At 66.9% G+C, this 15,080-nt stretch carries 16 protein-coding genes and 1 pseudogene; 14 read left to right on the top strand and 3 right to left on the bottom strand.

The annotated features are described in order from the left end of the window. Positions 1 to 150 precede the first annotated feature (150 nt). From ACTIF2_RS02755 to ACTIF2_RS02720, 8 genes are all read left to right on the top strand, one after another. The gene (locus tag ACTIF2_RS02755; RefSeq protein ID WP_439495483.1) at positions 151 to 1,011 is read left to right on the top strand and encodes a CoA transferase subunit A; all 861 of its coding nucleotides are present in this window, start codon (positions 151 to 153) and stop codon (positions 1,009 to 1,011) included. A gap of 5 nt (positions 1,012 to 1,016) precedes the next feature. Then, positions 1,017 to 1,787 (top strand): CoA-transferase subunit beta, encoded by a 771-nt coding sequence (locus tag ACTIF2_RS02750; RefSeq protein ID WP_439495482.1) that lies wholly within the window; start codon positions 1,017 to 1,019, stop codon positions 1,785 to 1,787. Next, a complete protein-coding gene (pcaH, locus tag ACTIF2_RS02745) occupies positions 1,784 to 2,494 on the top strand; it encodes a protocatechuate 3,4-dioxygenase subunit beta (protein WP_439495481.1) in 711 nt (236 codons plus the stop codon). The genes ACTIF2_RS02750 and pcaH overlap by 4 nt, the downstream gene beginning before the upstream one ends. After that, positions 2,487 to 3,065 carry a protocatechuate 3,4-dioxygenase subunit alpha gene (pcaG, locus tag ACTIF2_RS02740; RefSeq protein WP_439495603.1) on the top strand — a complete coding sequence of 193 codons (579 nt, stop codon included), beginning with the start codon at positions 2,487 to 2,489 and terminating at the stop codon, positions 3,063 to 3,065. Before pcaH ends, pcaG begins: the two co-directional genes overlap by 8 nt. Before the next feature lie 234 nt (positions 3,066 to 3,299). Next, positions 3,300 to 4,196, top strand: a complete 897-nt coding sequence (locus ACTIF2_RS02735) for a 2-dehydro-3-deoxygalactonokinase (protein ID WP_439495480.1) — start codon at positions 3,300 to 3,302, stop codon at positions 4,194 to 4,196. Then, the gene (locus ACTIF2_RS02730) at positions 4,193 to 5,101 is read left to right on the top strand and encodes a ribokinase (RefSeq protein WP_439495479.1); all 909 of its coding nucleotides are present in this window, start codon (positions 4,193 to 4,195) and stop codon (positions 5,099 to 5,101) included. The genes ACTIF2_RS02735 and ACTIF2_RS02730 overlap by 4 nt, the downstream gene beginning before the upstream one ends. Before the next feature lie 162 nt (positions 5,102 to 5,263). Further along, positions 5,264 to 5,815, top strand: coding sequence for a retropepsin-like aspartic protease family protein (locus ACTIF2_RS02725; RefSeq protein ID WP_439495478.1), 552 nt, complete (start codon positions 5,264 to 5,266; stop codon positions 5,813 to 5,815). Between the two features lie 130 nt (positions 5,816 to 5,945). Then, the gene (locus ACTIF2_RS02720; protein WP_439495477.1) at positions 5,946 to 7,445 is read left to right on the top strand and encodes a phosphomannomutase/phosphoglucomutase; all 1,500 of its coding nucleotides are present in this window, start codon (positions 5,946 to 5,948) and stop codon (positions 7,443 to 7,445) included. A gap of 38 nt (positions 7,446 to 7,483) precedes the next feature. Here ACTIF2_RS02720 and ACTIF2_RS02715 read toward each other — a convergent pair whose 3' ends face one another. From ACTIF2_RS02715 to ACTIF2_RS02705, 3 genes are all read right to left on the bottom strand, one after another. Further along, positions 7,484 to 8,101: a TadE/TadG family type IV pilus assembly protein gene (locus ACTIF2_RS02715; protein ID WP_439495476.1), complete on the bottom strand. Its 618-nt coding sequence runs from the start codon at positions 8,099 to 8,101 to the stop codon at positions 7,484 to 7,486. Positions 8,102 to 8,109: 8 nt separating this feature from the next. Further along, positions 8,110 to 8,724: a TadE/TadG family type IV pilus assembly protein gene (locus tag ACTIF2_RS02710; protein WP_439495475.1), complete on the bottom strand. Its 615-nt coding sequence runs from the start codon at positions 8,722 to 8,724 to the stop codon at positions 8,110 to 8,112. 190 nt (positions 8,725 to 8,914) lie between these two features. After that, positions 8,915 to 9,424: a pilus assembly protein N-terminal domain-containing protein gene (locus tag ACTIF2_RS02705; RefSeq protein ID WP_439495474.1), complete on the bottom strand. Its 510-nt coding sequence runs from the start codon at positions 9,422 to 9,424 to the stop codon at positions 8,915 to 8,917. A 414-nt stretch (positions 9,425 to 9,838) separates the two neighbouring features. On the opposite strand from ACTIF2_RS02705, the gene ACTIF2_RS02700 reads away from it, so the two are divergent. The 6 genes and pseudogenes from ACTIF2_RS02700 to ACTIF2_RS02675 all read left to right on the top strand — a co-directional run bounded on the left by ACTIF2_RS02700 (position 9,839) and on the right by ACTIF2_RS02675 (position 15,041). Further along, the gene (locus tag ACTIF2_RS02700; protein ID WP_439495473.1) at positions 9,839 to 10,006 is read left to right on the top strand and encodes a Flp family type IVb pilin; all 168 of its coding nucleotides are present in this window, start codon (positions 9,839 to 9,841) and stop codon (positions 10,004 to 10,006) included. Positions 10,007 to 10,162: 156 nt separating this feature from the next. Beyond that, positions 10,163 to 10,675, top strand: a complete 513-nt coding sequence (locus tag ACTIF2_RS02695; RefSeq protein ID WP_439495472.1) for an A24 family peptidase — start codon at positions 10,163 to 10,165, stop codon at positions 10,673 to 10,675. 117 nt (positions 10,676 to 10,792) lie between these two features. Continuing rightward, positions 10,793 to 11,566 (top strand): Flp pilus assembly protein CpaB, encoded by a 774-nt coding sequence (gene cpaB, locus ACTIF2_RS02690; protein ID WP_439495471.1) that lies wholly within the window; start codon positions 10,793 to 10,795, stop codon positions 11,564 to 11,566. After that, positions 11,563 to 13,008: a type II and III secretion system protein family protein gene (locus ACTIF2_RS02685; protein WP_439495470.1), complete on the top strand. Its 1,446-nt coding sequence runs from the start codon at positions 11,563 to 11,565 to the stop codon at positions 13,006 to 13,008. The genes cpaB and ACTIF2_RS02685 overlap by 4 nt, the downstream gene beginning before the upstream one ends. A 32-nt stretch (positions 13,009 to 13,040) precedes the next feature. Continuing rightward, on the top strand, positions 13,041 to 13,775 hold the full coding sequence (locus ACTIF2_RS02680) for a CpaD family pilus assembly protein (RefSeq protein ID WP_439495469.1): 735 nt from the start codon (positions 13,041 to 13,043) through the stop codon (positions 13,773 to 13,775). After that, positions 13,775 to 15,041, top strand: a pseudogene (locus ACTIF2_RS02675) (AAA family ATPase). Before ACTIF2_RS02680 ends, ACTIF2_RS02675 begins: the two are co-directional and overlap by 1 nt. Positions 15,042 to 15,080: the final 39 nt, after the last annotated feature.

The raw sequence follows: 15,080 nt of genomic DNA, 5'->3' as shown, positions 1-15,080 counted from the left end.
ACCGTTTGACTTCCCTCATCCGCCTCACTGCGTTCGGCACCTTCTCCCCCGAGGGGAGAAGGACGCACGCTTGACCCACTCATGGTGGCAACCTAAAGTTCGAAAATCAGAACATTGTGCGATAAACGCACAAATTGAGGAGATGTCAAGGTGGCGGAATTCGTCTCCCTCGCGCAGGGTATCGAGACGGTGCTGAGCGATGGCTGCTCGGTGGCGATGGAGGGTTTCACCCATCTCATCCCGCATGCGGCCGGCCATGAAGCGATTCGCCAGGGTCGCAAGCGCCTGACCCTGATCCGGATGACCCCGGACCTCGTCTATGACCAGCTGATCGGCATGGGTTGCGCCGAGAAGCTGGTCTTCTCCTGGGGCGGCAATCCTGGCGTCGGTTCGCTGCACCGGCTGCGCGACGCGGTCGAGAACGGCTGGCCGCATCGGCTGGAGCTCGAGGAGCACAGCCACGCCGCCATGGCCAACGCCTATGAGGCCGGGGCGGCCAATCTGCCCTTCGCGGTCTTCCGCGGCTACAAGGGCGTCGACCTGCCCAAGGTCAATGACCGCATCCGCTCCGTCACCTGCCCCTATACCGGCGAGGTTCTGGCGACGGTCCCGGCGATCCGGCCCGACGCCGCGATCATCCACGCGTTGAAGGCCGACCGCGAGGGCAATGTCCTGCTCGAGGGCATCGTCGGCGTGCAGAAGGAGGCGGTGCTGGCGGCGAAGCGCTCGCTCGTCACGGTCGAGGAGATCGTCGACGATTTCGGCGAGCGCAACGCCAATGCAGTGATCCTGCCGTCCTGGACGGTCACGGCCATCGCCCATGTTCCAGGCGGCGCCTATCCGTCCTATGCTCACGGCTATTACAAGCGCGGCAACGATTTCTACATCGCCTGGGACAAGATTTCGCGTGATCGCGACAGCTTCGCGGCCTGGATGAAGGCCAATGTGCTGGAAAAGGGCCCCGACGCCTTCGCGCAATATGCGCGCCCGCAGCGCCAGGCGGCGGAGTGAAGACCATGACCCACACCCCGACCGAGATGATGACCATCGCCGCCGCGCGGCTCTTGACCAATGACGATGTCTGCTTCGTCGGCATCGGCGCGCCGTCGGCGGCCTGCAACCTGGCGCGGCTCACCCACGCGCCGAAGATCACGCTGATCTACGAATCCGGCACGCTCTCGACCCGGCCCTCCGTCCTGCCGCTCTCGATCGGCGACGGCGAGCTCTGCGACACGGCGCTGACCACGGTCGGCGTGCCCGAGATGTTCCGCTACTGGCTGCAGGGCGGACGGATCACCATCGGCTTCCTCGGCGGCGCGCAGATCGACCGCTACGCCAATCTCAACACCACCGTCGTCGGCGACTATGCCGCGCCGAAGGTGCGCCTGCCCGGCGGCGGCGGCGCGCCCGAGATCGCCTCGAGCTGCGGCGAGATCTTCATCACCATGGCGATGGGCTCGCGCGCCTTCGTCGAGACGCTGCCCTTCATCACCTCCTTCGGCCATGGCCGTGGCAAGGGCGACCGCGAGAAGCTCGGCCTCAGGACGAAGGGTCCGACCAAGGTCATCACCGACCTTTGCGTCATGGAGCCCGATCCCGAGACGGCGGAACTGACCGTGACGGCGCTGCATCCCGGCGTCACCCGCGAGCAGGTCCAGGCCGGTTGCGGCTGGAGCCTGCGCTTCGCCGGGGAACTGGCCGAGAGCCCGGAGCCGACCGCGCAGGAACTCGAGGTTCTGCGCGAGCTTCACCTGCGGACCAAGCGAGCGCATGGAGTGGCGGCATGAGCCTGATCTATCCGCATGACGGGCTTAAGGCCCATCCCCTCAACGCCTCGCCCGAGTACAAGAGCACGCTGAAGCGCGCGCCCTCGCAGCCGCTGATCCTGCTGCCGCATAGCCTGTCGGAGACGACCGGGCCGGTCTTCGGCCATGTCGCGGTCCAGCCCGGCGATGCCGACCTGACCCGCCAGCACGAGGGCGAGCCGCTCGGCGAGCGCATCATCGTCTCCGGCCGGGTGCTCGACGAGGATGGCCGGCCGGTGCCGCATACGCTGATCGAGATCTGGCAGGCCAATGCCGCCGGGCGCTATGTCCATGTCCGCGACCAGCATCCGGCGCCGCTCGACCCGAACTTCACCGGGGCGGGCCGGGCGGTGACCGACGCGGATGGCCGCTATCGCTTCGTCACGGTCAAGCCCGGGGCGTATCCCTGGCGCAACCATCACAATGCCTGGCGTCCGGCTCATATCCATTTCTCGCTGTTCGGTGCGAGCTTCCTCTCGCGCGTGATCACCCAGATGTATTTTCCGGGCGATCCGCTCTTCGCCTATGACCCGATCTTCCAGTCGATTCCCGACGAGCGCGCCCGCGAGCGCCTCGTCTCGCGCTTCGATCTCGGCACGACCGAGCCGGAATGGGCGCTCGGCTACCAGTTCGACATCGTGCTGCGCGGTCGCGAGGCGACACCGCTGGAGGAGCCGCATGATGACTGAGCGCAAGGCGCCTCCCGGCCTCACGCCGTCCCAGACCATCGGCCCCTTCTTCGCCTATGCCCTGACGCCGCGCGCCTATGGCGGGGCGGAGCTGGCGAACGAGCAGGTCGCGACCGATGGCGTCGCAGGCGAACGCATCAGCATTCGCGGCCATGTCCTCGACGGCGACGGCGAGCCGGTCTCGGACGCGATGATCGAGATCTGGCAGGCCGATTCCGACGGTCGCTTCAACGCGCCCGGCAATGCCGGCTTCACCGGCTTCGGCAGGGCCGAGACGACGCCGGAAGGCTTCTTCCATTTCGCCACCATCCGGCCGGGCGCATTGCCCGGACCGAACGGCCGCCTCCAGGCACCGCATCTCACCGTCTCGGTCTTCGCGCGCGGCCTGCTGGTGCGGCTCGGGACACGGATCTATTTCTCGGACGAGCCCACCAACGACACCGACCCGGTTCTGGCCCTGGTTCCGGCCGAGCGTCGCGAGACGCTGATCGCGCAGCGTGGCTCGGATGGCGTCTTCAGCTTCGACATCCGCCTGCAGGGCGAGGGCGAGACGGTCTTCTTCGACGTCTAGAAGAGAGCCCCGTCATCCCGGCCGTAGCGCAGCGGAGCGCCGGGATCCATCATAGGGCGCAGAGTCTTACGATGGATCCCGGAGCTGCGCCGCTTCGCGGCTTGTCCGGGATGACGCCCGTTTCGTCCTGAACACGATGCACTTCAGCACCGCGAGCCTTGAAGCATAACGATATCGCGCTATTCACATGCTTCAGCGGCTGCCGGTCCGGCGGCCTTCGTGCCGGAGCCTGCCATGCCCAGACCCCTGATCGCGCTCGACTGGGGCACGACGCGCGCCCGCGCCTTCCTGATCGGTGAGGACGGGACGGTGCTCGACCGGCGCATCGCCGACCAGGGCATCCAGTCGGTGCCGGCGGGCGGTTTCCCGGCTGCCTTCGCGGCGATCGCCGGAGAATTCCGCCGCGTCCGCCCCGATGCCGCGATCGTGCTGGCCGGCATGGTCGGCAGCCGCAATGGCTGGGTCGAGGCGCCTTATGTCGCCTGCCCGGCCTCGACCGAGGCGATCGCGGCCGCCGGGATCGCGGTGGCGCTGGAGGACGGCACGCCGGTGACGGTGTTGCCGGGCCTCTCCGATGATGACGGCGCCTTCGACGTGATGCGGGGCGAGGAGACGCTGATCGTCGGGCTCGGATTGCAGGACGGCATCGCCTGCCTGCCGGGCACCCATTCGAAATGGGCTGAGGTGAGGGCCGGTCGCATCGAGCGTTTCGCCAGCTTCATGACCGGCGAGGTCTACGGCCTCCTGCGCCAGCACTCCATCCTGGCCCGGCTCGCCGAAGAGCCTGCGGGTGGCGATGCGGTCGATGGCGCAAGCCGGGGCTTCGCAGCCGCCGCCCGGCCCGCCGGCCTGCTGAACGCGGCTTTCGCGGCGCGGACCGAGGTGCTGGCCGGGCGCATGCGCGGCGGCGCCGTCGGCCCCTATCTCTCGGCCTTGCTGGTGGCGCAGGAGATCGCCGGCGCGCGGGCCTTGTTCGGCCAGCCGAAGGAGATCGAACTCGTCGCCGATGGCGCGCTGGCCGAGAGCTACGCCGCCGCTTTGACGGCGGCCGGGCTGAGCTTCCGCATCACCGCGCCGGAGGCCGCCTTCATCGCCGGCGTCAGGCGGCTCGCCGCCGGGCTCGTCGCATGATCACCGTTTTCGGTTCGCTGAATGTCGACCTGGTCACCGCGGTCGAGCGCCTGCCCGGCGCGGGCGAGACGGTGATCGGCCCGGCCTATGCGCTGCATCCCGGCGGCAAGGGCGCCAACCAGGCGCTGGCCGCTCGCCGTGCCGGTGCCGAGGTCGCGCTGATCGGCGCCGTCGGGCGCGACGCCTTCGCCGAGATCGCCCTCTCGCTGCTCGCGGCCGATGGCGTCGATCTCGCCGGGGTCGCCCGCGTCGATGCGCCGACGGGCGCCGCCTTCATCGCGGTCGATGCCGCCGGCGCCAACCAGATCGTCGTGGCGGCCGGCGCCAACGCCCTCGCCAGCGCACAGGCGTTGAGTGCGATGGCACTCGGCAAGCGCGACGTGCTGCTGCTCCAGCGCGAGGTGCCGGAGGCTGAATGCATCGCCGCCGCGCGATTGGTCCGCAAGGCCGGCGGTCGCGTGATCCTGAACCTCGCCCCGGCCGGCGTTCCTGCGGCCGAATTGCTCGACAACCTCGATATCCTGATCGTCAACGAGCATGAGGCCGCGGTGCTGGCGGGCGCGCTCGGCTGGGGCGAGCTCGTGCCCGATGCCCTCGCGCAGCGCGTCGATGCCGAGCGCGGTGTCGCCTGCATCGTCACCCTCGGAGCCGATGGCGTGGTCGGCTGGCATGGCGGCGTTCGTCGCCGGCTGGAGGCGCCGGAGGTCGAGGTCGTCGACACCGTTGCAGCAGGAGACAGTTTCGTCGGCGCCTTCGCCGCGGCGCTCGACGCTGGCTACGGCTTCTCCAGCGCGCTTCAGCGCGGGCTCGCGGCCGGGTCCCTCGCCTGCACCGTCGTCGGCGCGCAGCCGAGCGTGCCGCGGCGTGCCGAGATCGAGGCGCTTGCCGGCCACGCCTTCCTCTGAATCGGCGACCCAATGAATCGGCGACCCAGGTGACGAAAGGTTAAGTCTGTCTGGCGCTAGACGGGCGAGATGTGGCGAAACGCGTCAATCTGCGGCTCGTTCTTCACCCTTCGTCAGGGTCTCCCCGGCACTTTCGACGCCGTTGAGCGGGACATGGGGCAGATGGCGCAACGGCCGATCATATGGGCGCTCGGGATCGCCTTCCTGACGGGCTATGCGGCGCTGTCCTACGGCACGCGGCTGGCAGGGATCGTCGAGGACGACGCCCCGAACGCGGCCGCCATGGCCGCGCCCCGCCGCAGCGCGTCGACGCCCGCCTCCGCCCCGGCACGGCCCGCCGGCCCCGCGACGCTGACCGTCGCCGCCGATTACAGCGGCCACTATATGGTTCATCCGACGATCGACAATTACCGGGTCAGGATGCTCGTCGACACCGGCGCGAGCTTCGTCGCCCTGACCGACAGCGACGCCAGGGCGCTCGGCATCCGGCCCGGGCCCTCGGATTTCAATGTCATGCTCCGCACCGCCAACGGCGTCGTGCGCGGAGCCCGCGTCAACCTGCGCGAGATCAGGCTCGGCGATATCCTGGTGCGCAATGTCGAGGCGGTCGTGCTGCCGGCCGGTGCGCTCTCGGTCAGCCTGCTCGGCACCTCCTTCCTCGGCAAGCTCCGGGGCTACGAGGTCCAGACCGGGCGCATGATCCTGCGCGGCTGAGCCCGGCGTTCCCTAATCCGATACGATCGGTTATGCCGGGGTCTGCGTCGCGGCCGTGTCACGGTCAGGCTGCATTCATGGAGCTTGTTGCTTCCTTCGCCCCGTCTTGTCCCTTGCAATGGATGCGTTGATGTTCCCCAAGCCCCTGCCCGAGCTCTTCCCCAACACGTTCGACTACGAATCCCTGCCGATGGTGAAGCCGACCGGCTTCCGCGAATACGATGCGCGCTGGTTCTTCGGCAAGGAACTGAACCTGATGGGGGTTCAGGCCGTCGGCATGGGCCTCGGCACGCTGATCAAGCGCATGGGCGTCAAGCCCGAGATCGTCACCGGCCATGATTTCCGCGGCTATTCCGCCTCGATCAAGATGGCGCTGGTCACCGGGCTGATGGCGGCTGGCTGCAAGGTCCACGATATCGGGCTCTGCATGTCGCCCATGGCCTATTTCGCCCAGTTCGCCCTCGACGTGCCTTGCGTCGCCATGGTCACGGCCTCGCATAACGACAATGGCTGGACCGGCGTGAAGATGGGCGCGCAGCGTCCCGTCACCTTCGGCCCCGACGAGATGGGCCAGCTCAAGGACATCGTGCTCGCCGCCGATTTCGACCTCTCGGGCGGCGGCTCCTACCAGTTCGTCCCGGATTTCCCGGCGCTCTACTTCAAGGACCTGACGGACCGGCCGAAGATCAAGCGCAAGCTCAAGGTCATCGCCGCCTGCGGCAACGGCACGGCCGGCGCCTTCGCGCCGCAGATCCTGGAGGCGCTCGGCTGCGAGGTCATCCCGATGGATGCCGAGCTCGATCATTCCTTCCCGCGCTACAACCCCAATCCCGAAGACATGAAGATGCTGCACGCCATGGCTGATGCCGTGAAGGAGCACGGCGCCGATGTCGCGCTCGGCTTCGACGGTGACGGCGACCGCTGCGGCGTGGTCGACAATCATGGCGAGGAGATCTTCGCCGACAAGATCGGCGTGATGCTGGCGCGCGATCTCGGCAAATTGCATCCCGGTGCGCAATTCGTCGTCGACGTGAAATCGACCGGGCTCTTCATCACTGATCCCGAGCTTCAGAAGCTCGGCGTCAAGACCGATTACTGGAAGACCGGCCACTCCTATATCAAGCGCCGCGTGCGCGATCTGAACGCGCTGGCGGGCTTCGAGAAATCAGGCCACTTCTTCTTCAACGCGCCGGTCGGGCGCGGCTATGACGACGGCGTCGTCACCGCCATCGCCGTCATCGACATGCTCGACCGCAACCCCGGCAAGTCGATGGCCGAGCTCTATGCCGCCGTCCCCAAGACCTGGGGCACGCCGACCATGGCCGCCAAATGCGCCGACGAGATCAAATACGGCGTCAGCGACAAGGTCACCAAGCGGATCGAGGCGATGCAGGCCAAGGGCGAGACCATAGCCGGCCAGAAGATCCGCGACGTCATCACCGTCAACGGTGTGCGCGTCGTCAACGAGGACGGTACCTGGGGCCTGGTGCGCGCCTCCTCGAACAAGCCGGAACTGGTCGTGGTCTGCGAGAGCCCCGTCTCGGAAGCGCGCATGCGCGAGATGTTCAAGGCGATCGACGGCGTCCTGCGCGAGAATCCGGAAGTCGGCGCCTACAACCAGACGATCTGAGGCGCCCATTTGCGCCCGGCCCGCTTGGGCCGGGTGGCTCAGGTCGGGCACATCGCCTTGCTCTGTCGCTCGACCTGCTCGATCTTGCCCACGCCGCCGAAGGCGCCGCGGCGTGGCCGCATGAAGATGTCGTGGCTCTTGATGTCGATCGGCCCGGTCATGGCGGAGCCGATCGTCGGCGTGTAGCGATAGGTCGTCCGGGCCATGATCAGGGAGCTCTTGGGCACGTTCAGTCCGTCCGGGAGCGTGAAGACGGAGCCCGGCGAAAGCGCGCCGGCGGGTGGGCTCGCGTCGCTCCAGCAGACCTTCGCGACACCTGCAGCATCGACGACGATGCTGGCGACCACCATATCCGGCGCCACACTGGTGAACGGCTCCATCACCATGGTGCTGGCGGCGAAGATATTGGCCATCTCGGTATTCGAGATGGTCGTCGCCTGGGAGGTGAGGTCGCCGAGCGCCCGGTTGAGCTGGGTGACCTTGCGGTCGATCATCACGCCCTGTGCGACCTGAACGATGCCGAAGTACATCGCCAGCATTGGTGTCGCGATCAGCGCGAACTCGACCGCGGCCATGCCGTCGCGGTCGCGCATCGCGCGCCGAGCCAGCTGCCCCAGTGCGACGCCCTCGCGGTAAAGGAAGTGGAATATCGTCATGCGCCCGCTCACGTGCTCGGGATCGGGAAAGGCTCGGTGCGGAAGGTCATGGTCGCGACAAGGGCGCGCTTGTCCGTGCCGATATTCACAAGTGCGCTGTTCCAGCCGCTGAGCAGGACCGGATATTCGAGCACGGCCCGCACGACGACGATCTGGCTGGGCTGCGGGGGCGTGTAGCCGAAGCCTGAAACATTGAGGTTGCCGCCGCTGACGGGGTTGCTCGCATCGGTGCCGGCCCGCGCATTCGCGAAGGAGGCGTAGCTGCGGACATCGACCGTCAGCTTGTCGCAGTCGACCAGTCCGGGTGCATTGGCGCAGAGGTCGGTCTTGAAGGCGGCGGTCTTGTCGGCGGCGCTGCCGGTGGCGTAGCGCGTCAAGGCCTCGCCGGTCAGGAGCCGGCGCGAGGTCTGCGTCAGCGCCTCCTCCAGCACCTGGCTCGTCCAGAACATCAGCGCGGTCTCGAGGATCGCGAACATCAGCATGAAGAACGGGATGCCGATGAGGCCGAACTCGATCGCCGTCACGCCGCGCTGATCGCGGCGGAAACGTTGAAGAACGTTCCAGCGCCGCCTTGCGGGGCGAGGCGCCGGCGGACGCTCCTCCTCGATGGCATGATCCGTCATGGCCTGACTCTCGATCGACTGCCGGACTGCGCAGTCCGAATGGCGTTGAAGCGACGGAGCGCGGACACGTCCATCGGATCGGAAGGAGCCTAAGCGAAAAGAATTTCCGATCTCTTAGAGCCGAACGCGGCTGGGAACCGTGCGCGTTAGCAGGGGATTCACCTTGCGCGAGCGGTCGTCTGCCGCGCGCCTAATTCTTGTCGCCGGTGGCCAAGGCGTTGCGGCGCGTCGTCTGTCCGCCGATCTCGCCGAAATAGCGGTTCGCGTCGCCGAGCTGCATCGCCGGCTGGCAGGTCGGCGTGCAGGAATAGCTCTCGCGATCGAGGCCGCGCTGTACTGTCAGGATTGAATCCCCGGCCGCGCCCACGCTTACGAGCGATTCAGCCAGCAATGTGCCGCTGGCGTCGAGGGCGATGAGATTGGTGACGCCGAAGCTCTTGCCGGTCACGACCATGACGCCGTTCTTCTGGATCGAGACATCGGCGATGCCAGGATTTCCGACGATCACGGTTTGCGCCTTCTCGGGCAGCCGGACGACCTTGGCGTGATCGACCGTGACGATCACGGTTTCGGGCTTGCCGGTGGTCGATGCCGCGCTAGCGGCCGTCAGTCCCGCCAGCATCAGCAGCCCGGACAGGGCCACGGTCAGCGACAGACCGCAGGGACGGCGGGTGCGAGAACCGGGCAGGACAGTCGACATGGCACGCGCCCCAAGATTTCCAACATCGGGAGCAAAGCCGAAAATGATGAATCAATCCCTAAGAATGCCTTCGCGAGGCGTTTCTTTGTTCATTTCTTCCCAAAGGGAAGGCTCCATCTGCCCTCGAAACGTAGCATTTTCGGCAAAGAGGCCTTTCGGGAAAAAGTTATCAGCTTTGGAAGTCAGGTATAATATTGAACAAAGGCAATCTTGAATAAAAATTCACTCATATATAGGCTCTAGTATGTTGTAAATCCAGCGTTAACCATCGAAACGATGTCCTGTAAATCAGTCGAATTCTTCGTTTCGTTTAACTGATCAGCAAGGGGGCGGGGGTAGTGTCCTCCTTGTCGCTGACCGAAGCCGCTCAGAGCGAAGGCAGCAGTCAAACCGTGGTGCAAAAGGAGTTCCGCTATGAAGAATCTGTTCGCTCGCTTCGCCAAGGACGAGTCCGGCGCGACCGCCATCGAATACGGCCTGATCGCTGCCCTGATCGCCGTCGTCGCCATTGGCGCGATGACCTCGGTCGGTGAAGGCCTGACCGCCAAGTTCACGACGATTGCCGGTGAGCTCAACAAGTAAGCTCTGTGCGGGCCCGACTGGGCCCGCTACGGCATAATCAATAAAGCGCCCCGGGAAGATCGCCGGGGCGCTTTTGCTTTGAAGTGAAACTGTAAGGCTTTGGTGAGGCCGGGCGCGTATGTTGCTTGAACCTCGTGCCTGGCACTGGAGCGCCCCATGACGCCCGCTCTCATCGCTCTGCTGGTGCTCTTCCCCGCCGCCATGGCCTATGCGGCCGCGAGCGATCTTGTCTCGATGACGATCTCGAATCGGCTCTGCCTGGCGCTCGTGGGTCTTTTCGCCGTTTGCGCCGGACTGCTCGGCATGCCCTGGGGCCTGATCGGCTGGCATGTCGCCGCGGGCGCGCTGATGCTCGTCATCTGCTTCGGTTTCTTCGCGGCCGGCTGGATCGGCGGCGGTGACGCCAAGCTCGCGGCGGCGACGGCGCTCTGGTTCGGCTTCGACCAACTGATGCCCTATCTCCTGATCGCCGCCATCCTCGGAGGTGTCTTGACCTTCGTGATCCTGAAGCTGCGCTCGAGCCCCTTGCCGGCGGTGGCGGAGGGCTGGGCCTGGGCTCGCCGGCTGCACGCGGCGAACAAGGGCGTGCCCTACGGCGTCGCGCTGGCCTTCTCGGCGCTGATCATCTTGCCGCAGACGGCGATCTGGCGCGCCGCGATCGGCGCCTGAGACGCGCCGCCGCAGCCGATACCGGCGAAAAAGATACGTCCGGTTAACCATAAGTTGACGATTCGGAAGGCACGATCTTCGCCGGAGCCAATTCGGTTTGGCTGAGGATCGGTTTTCATGACTCCTGCCCGCATCATCATCCTTGCCGTCGCGCTCGTCGCCGGGCTTGGCGCTGCGCTGTTGATCCAGCGCCCCAAGACGTCGACGCCCGTGACCCGCTACGAGCCGGCGCCGACCGTGCCGGTGCTGGTCGCGGCGGCCGACATCCCGGTCGGCAACACGCTCGCCGCCGGCGACATCCGCTGGCTGGACTGGCCCGCCGCGAGCGTGCCGGCCGGCGTCGTCCGCAAGGACGAGACGCCCGAGGCCGAAACCGAACTGGCCGGGCAGCTCGCCCGCTTCGCGATCTCCGGCGGCGAGCCGATCCGGCGTGACAAGCTGATCAGGACCGACGGTACAGGCTTCCTCTCGGCGGTCCTGCCCGCAGGCATGCGCGCGACCGCCATCACGACGGACAGCCGCGGCGCCAATACGGCCGGCGGCTTCATCCTGCCGAATGACCGGGTCGACGTCGTCCGCACCTACAAGGAAGACAACGGTCCCAACGCCAACGAGAATTTCGTCAGCGAAACCATCCTGGTCAATGTCCGGGTGCTGGCGATCGGCCAGAACATCCAGGAGCGCAATGGCGAGAAGGTGGTGATCGGCGAGACGGCGACGCTCGAGCTCGACCCGCGCCAGGTCGAGATCGTCGCCCAGGCGCAAAAGACCGGCTCGCTGTCACTGGCCCTGCGCAGCCTCAAGGATGCCGGCGACGTCGGCCGGCCCGCCGATGAAGGCGGCCTGACGCTCGTGCGTTACGGCATCACCAGCAGAGGCGCGAAGCCATGATCCTCCACCGCCTCCTCGCTTCCGCCGCTCTGAGCCTGCTGCTGGCGGCACCGGCAAGCGCCCAGTCGACGGCGCCGGCGCCGGTCCTGAATGTCGGTGCGAGCGAGCATGCCATCGCCCGCAAGCTCGACCTCTCCATCGGCCGCTCGGTGATCGTCGAGTTGCCGCGTGACGCGAAAGAGGTTTTCGTCGCCAATCCGAGGGTCGCCAACGCGGTCGTCCGCTCGGCCCGCAAGCTCTTCATCATCGGCATCGCCGATGGCTCGACCTCCATGTTCGTGATCGACGCCGAGGGCCGCCAGATCTCGGCGCTCGAGATCGCGGTCGGGCGCGATCTCAACGTGCTGCGCCAGACCCTGCGGGCCGCGATGCCGAGCGCCCAGATCGAGGTCAAGCCGGCTGGCGACACGATCCTGCTCGTCGGCAATGTCGCCAACGCCTCCGAGGCGACCCAGGCGGTCGACATCGCCAATGCCTTCGTCGGGACCTCGCGGGGCTTCTTCAGCTCCTCGAAAGGCTCGGTCATCAACGCGATGACCATTCGTGGCCGCGACCAGGTCATGGTCAAGGTCGTCGTCTCGGAAGTCTCGCGCAAGGCGATCAAGCAGCTCGGCATCAACTCGACCGGCGAATGGAAGCTCGGCAATTTCTCGATCACGCCGAGCATCGACAACCCTTTCCCGCTGCAGCCGCAGGCCTTGGCTGCGACGGCGATCGGCGCCGGGATAGGCAACAGCAACAACTTCACCTTGCGCGCGCTTGAGCGTGCCGGCCTCGCCCGCGTTCTGGCCGAGCCGACCGTGACCGCGATCTCCGGCGAGAGCGCCAAGTTCACCGCCGGTGGCGAGGTACCCGTGCCGAAGGGGCAGACCTGCTCCTTCGACGTCCTGGGCCGGCAGACCTGTCAGCTCCAGATCGAGTACAAGCCGATCGGCGTCGCGCTCAACTTCACGCCGATCGTGATGTCCGACAACAAGATCAGCATGCGCATCGCGACCGAGGTCACCGAGCTCGATTTCGAGAACCAGCTCCGCCTGACCGGGCCTAATCAGGAGGCGCTGAATACTCCGGCCTTCCGCGTCCGCAAGTCCGACACGACGGTCGAGCTGCCCTCCGGCGGCACCCTGGCGACGGCGGGCCTGATCCAGCGCGTCTCGAAGCAATCGATCAACGGCTTCCCGGGGCTGATGAACCTGCCGGTCATCGGCGTGCTCTTCCGCTCGCGCGACTACCAGCGCGAGGAGACCGAGCTGCTGATCACGGCGACGCCCTATATCGCCAAGCCGATGGAGCCGAACCAGGTCCAGCGCCCGGATGACGGCTTCGTCGACGTGCATGACGCGCAGGCGGTTCTGCTCGGCCGGCTGAACAAGATCTACGGCACCAATAGCGGGCCGCTGCCGCAGGCCTACAAGGGCCGCGTCGGCTTCATCGCGGACTGATGGCTTCACGAGCTGCGAGGGATGAACCGGCCATGACAGTTCGGAAACTGCACGCACCGAGTCGCTGGCGCCTTGCGGCCGGCCTCCTCGCGGGGCTGTCGCTCGGCGCCTGCACGACGCGGACGGACGTGACGGGCTCGATCAGCTCCAGCGACGTGCGCGAAAGGCACCCGATCGTGCTGCGCGACGCACCACGCTCGCTCGACGTCTTCGTCGGCCGTGCGGGCGGGAGCCTCGACGCCAGACAGTCCGAGGATGTCGTCTCCTTCGCCAGGGAGTTTCGGCATTCCGGGCGCGGCGGGCTCGTCGCGCAGGTTCCGACCGGCTCCGGCCGCGAGATGGCGGCGCACGACACGCTGAACGGCATCCGCAGGGCTCTGGCGCGCGGCGGCGTGGCGCCCGGCGCGCTCTCTGTCCGGACCTACCCGGTCGCCGATCCCGGCCTCGCCTCGCCGATCCGCCTTACCTTCGCCTCCCTGCAGGCCGGCCTTCCGCATTCCTGCGGGCAATGGACCGAGGATGCCGGCGTCTCCGACTTCAAGAGGGACATGTCGAACGAGCCGATGTGGAATTTCGGCTGCTCCAACCAGGCCACGCTGGCGGCGCAGGTCGCCGATCCGATCGACCTCGTCCGCAGCCGCGCCGAGGGCCGTGCCGACATCGTCAAGCGCATGAACGCGATCGGCAAGCTGCGCGAGGGCAAGGATCCGTCGACGCAATATCGGCAGGAGACGCCGCAGATCAATTCCGCTGTCGGAGGCCGCTGATGGATCCGGCCGCGAATTTCGAGAGCAAGGCCGGAAACGGCGTCGGCGAGGATGTTATCGCGCCGCTGCCGCGCATCACCTTGCAGGCCTTCTGCGAGACCCCGGGTCTCGCCGCGACCATGCAGGGCGCCATCGCCGACCGGCGCATGGACAAGGCTCATGCGCGCGTCCAGATGGGCGGGCCGGCCGCGGCCGTCGAAGCCTTCCGGACCTCCCCGACCCCCCAATATCATCGTGCTCGAAACGGTGTCCGATGCCGCGACTTTGGTCGGCCATCTCGACGCTCTCGCCGAAAGCTGCGACGCCGGGACCAAGGTCGTCGTCGTCGGCCATGTCAACGACGTGCAGCTCTATCGCGACCTCATCCGTCGCGGCGTCAGCGAATACCTGATCGCGCCGCTCGAGCCGCTCGACATCCTGCGCACGCTTTCGGAGCTCTATATCGCGCCCGGCGCGCGCAATCTCGGTCGCGTCATTGCCGTGATGGGCGCCAAGGGCGGCGTCGGGGCCTCGACCGTCGCCCACAATGTCGCCTGGGCGGTCGCGCGTAATCTCGACGCCTCGACCGTGATCGTCGATCTCGACATTGCCTTCGGCACCGCCGGGCTCGATTTCAACCAGGATCCGCCGCAGGGCATCGCGGAAGCCGTGTTCGCCCCCGAGCGCCTCGACGCCAACATGCTCGACCGGCTGCTGTCGCGCTGCAGCGACAACCTCGCGCTGCTCGCGGCGCCGGCGATGCTCGACCGGACCCTGGATCTGTCGGAAGACGCATTCGACCCGCTCTTCGATCTGCTGCGCGCCAGCGTTCCCTGCGTCGTGCTCGACGTGCCCCATGTCTGGAGCGCCTGGGTCAAGCGTGCCCTGGTCGGCGCCGACGAGGTCGTGATCGTCGCGGCCCCGGAACTGGCCTCGCTGCGCAATGCCAAGAATCTGATCGACCTGGCGCGGGCGAGCCGTCCCAACGACTCGGTGCCGCGGCTGGTGCTCAACCAGGTCGGCGTGCCCAAGCGCCCCGAGATCGACGCGAGCGAATTCTCCAAGGCGCTCGGCGTCGAGGTGCTGACGTCGATTCCGTTCGACGCGCAGGTCTTCGGAACCGCCGCCAATAACGGTCAGATGATCGCGGAAGTGCAGTCGGGCGGCAAGATCAACGAGGCCTTTGTCCAGGTCGCGAGCGCTTTGACCGGGCGCGGCGAGGCCAAGCGCGGCAAGCGCAGCCTGTTCGAGCCGCTGGTCGCCAAGCTGAAGCGCCGCAGGGCCTAGAGCCGGATGCTTTCAGATGGAATCGCACAGCAATCCCAT

It is taken from the genome of Allobosea sp. (assembly GCF_051860145.1).
Lineage (GTDB): Bacteria > Pseudomonadota > Alphaproteobacteria > Rhizobiales > Beijerinckiaceae > Allobosea.
Note: the sequence above shows the minus strand (reverse complement) of the source record. Positions and strands in the feature narration are given on the sequence as shown.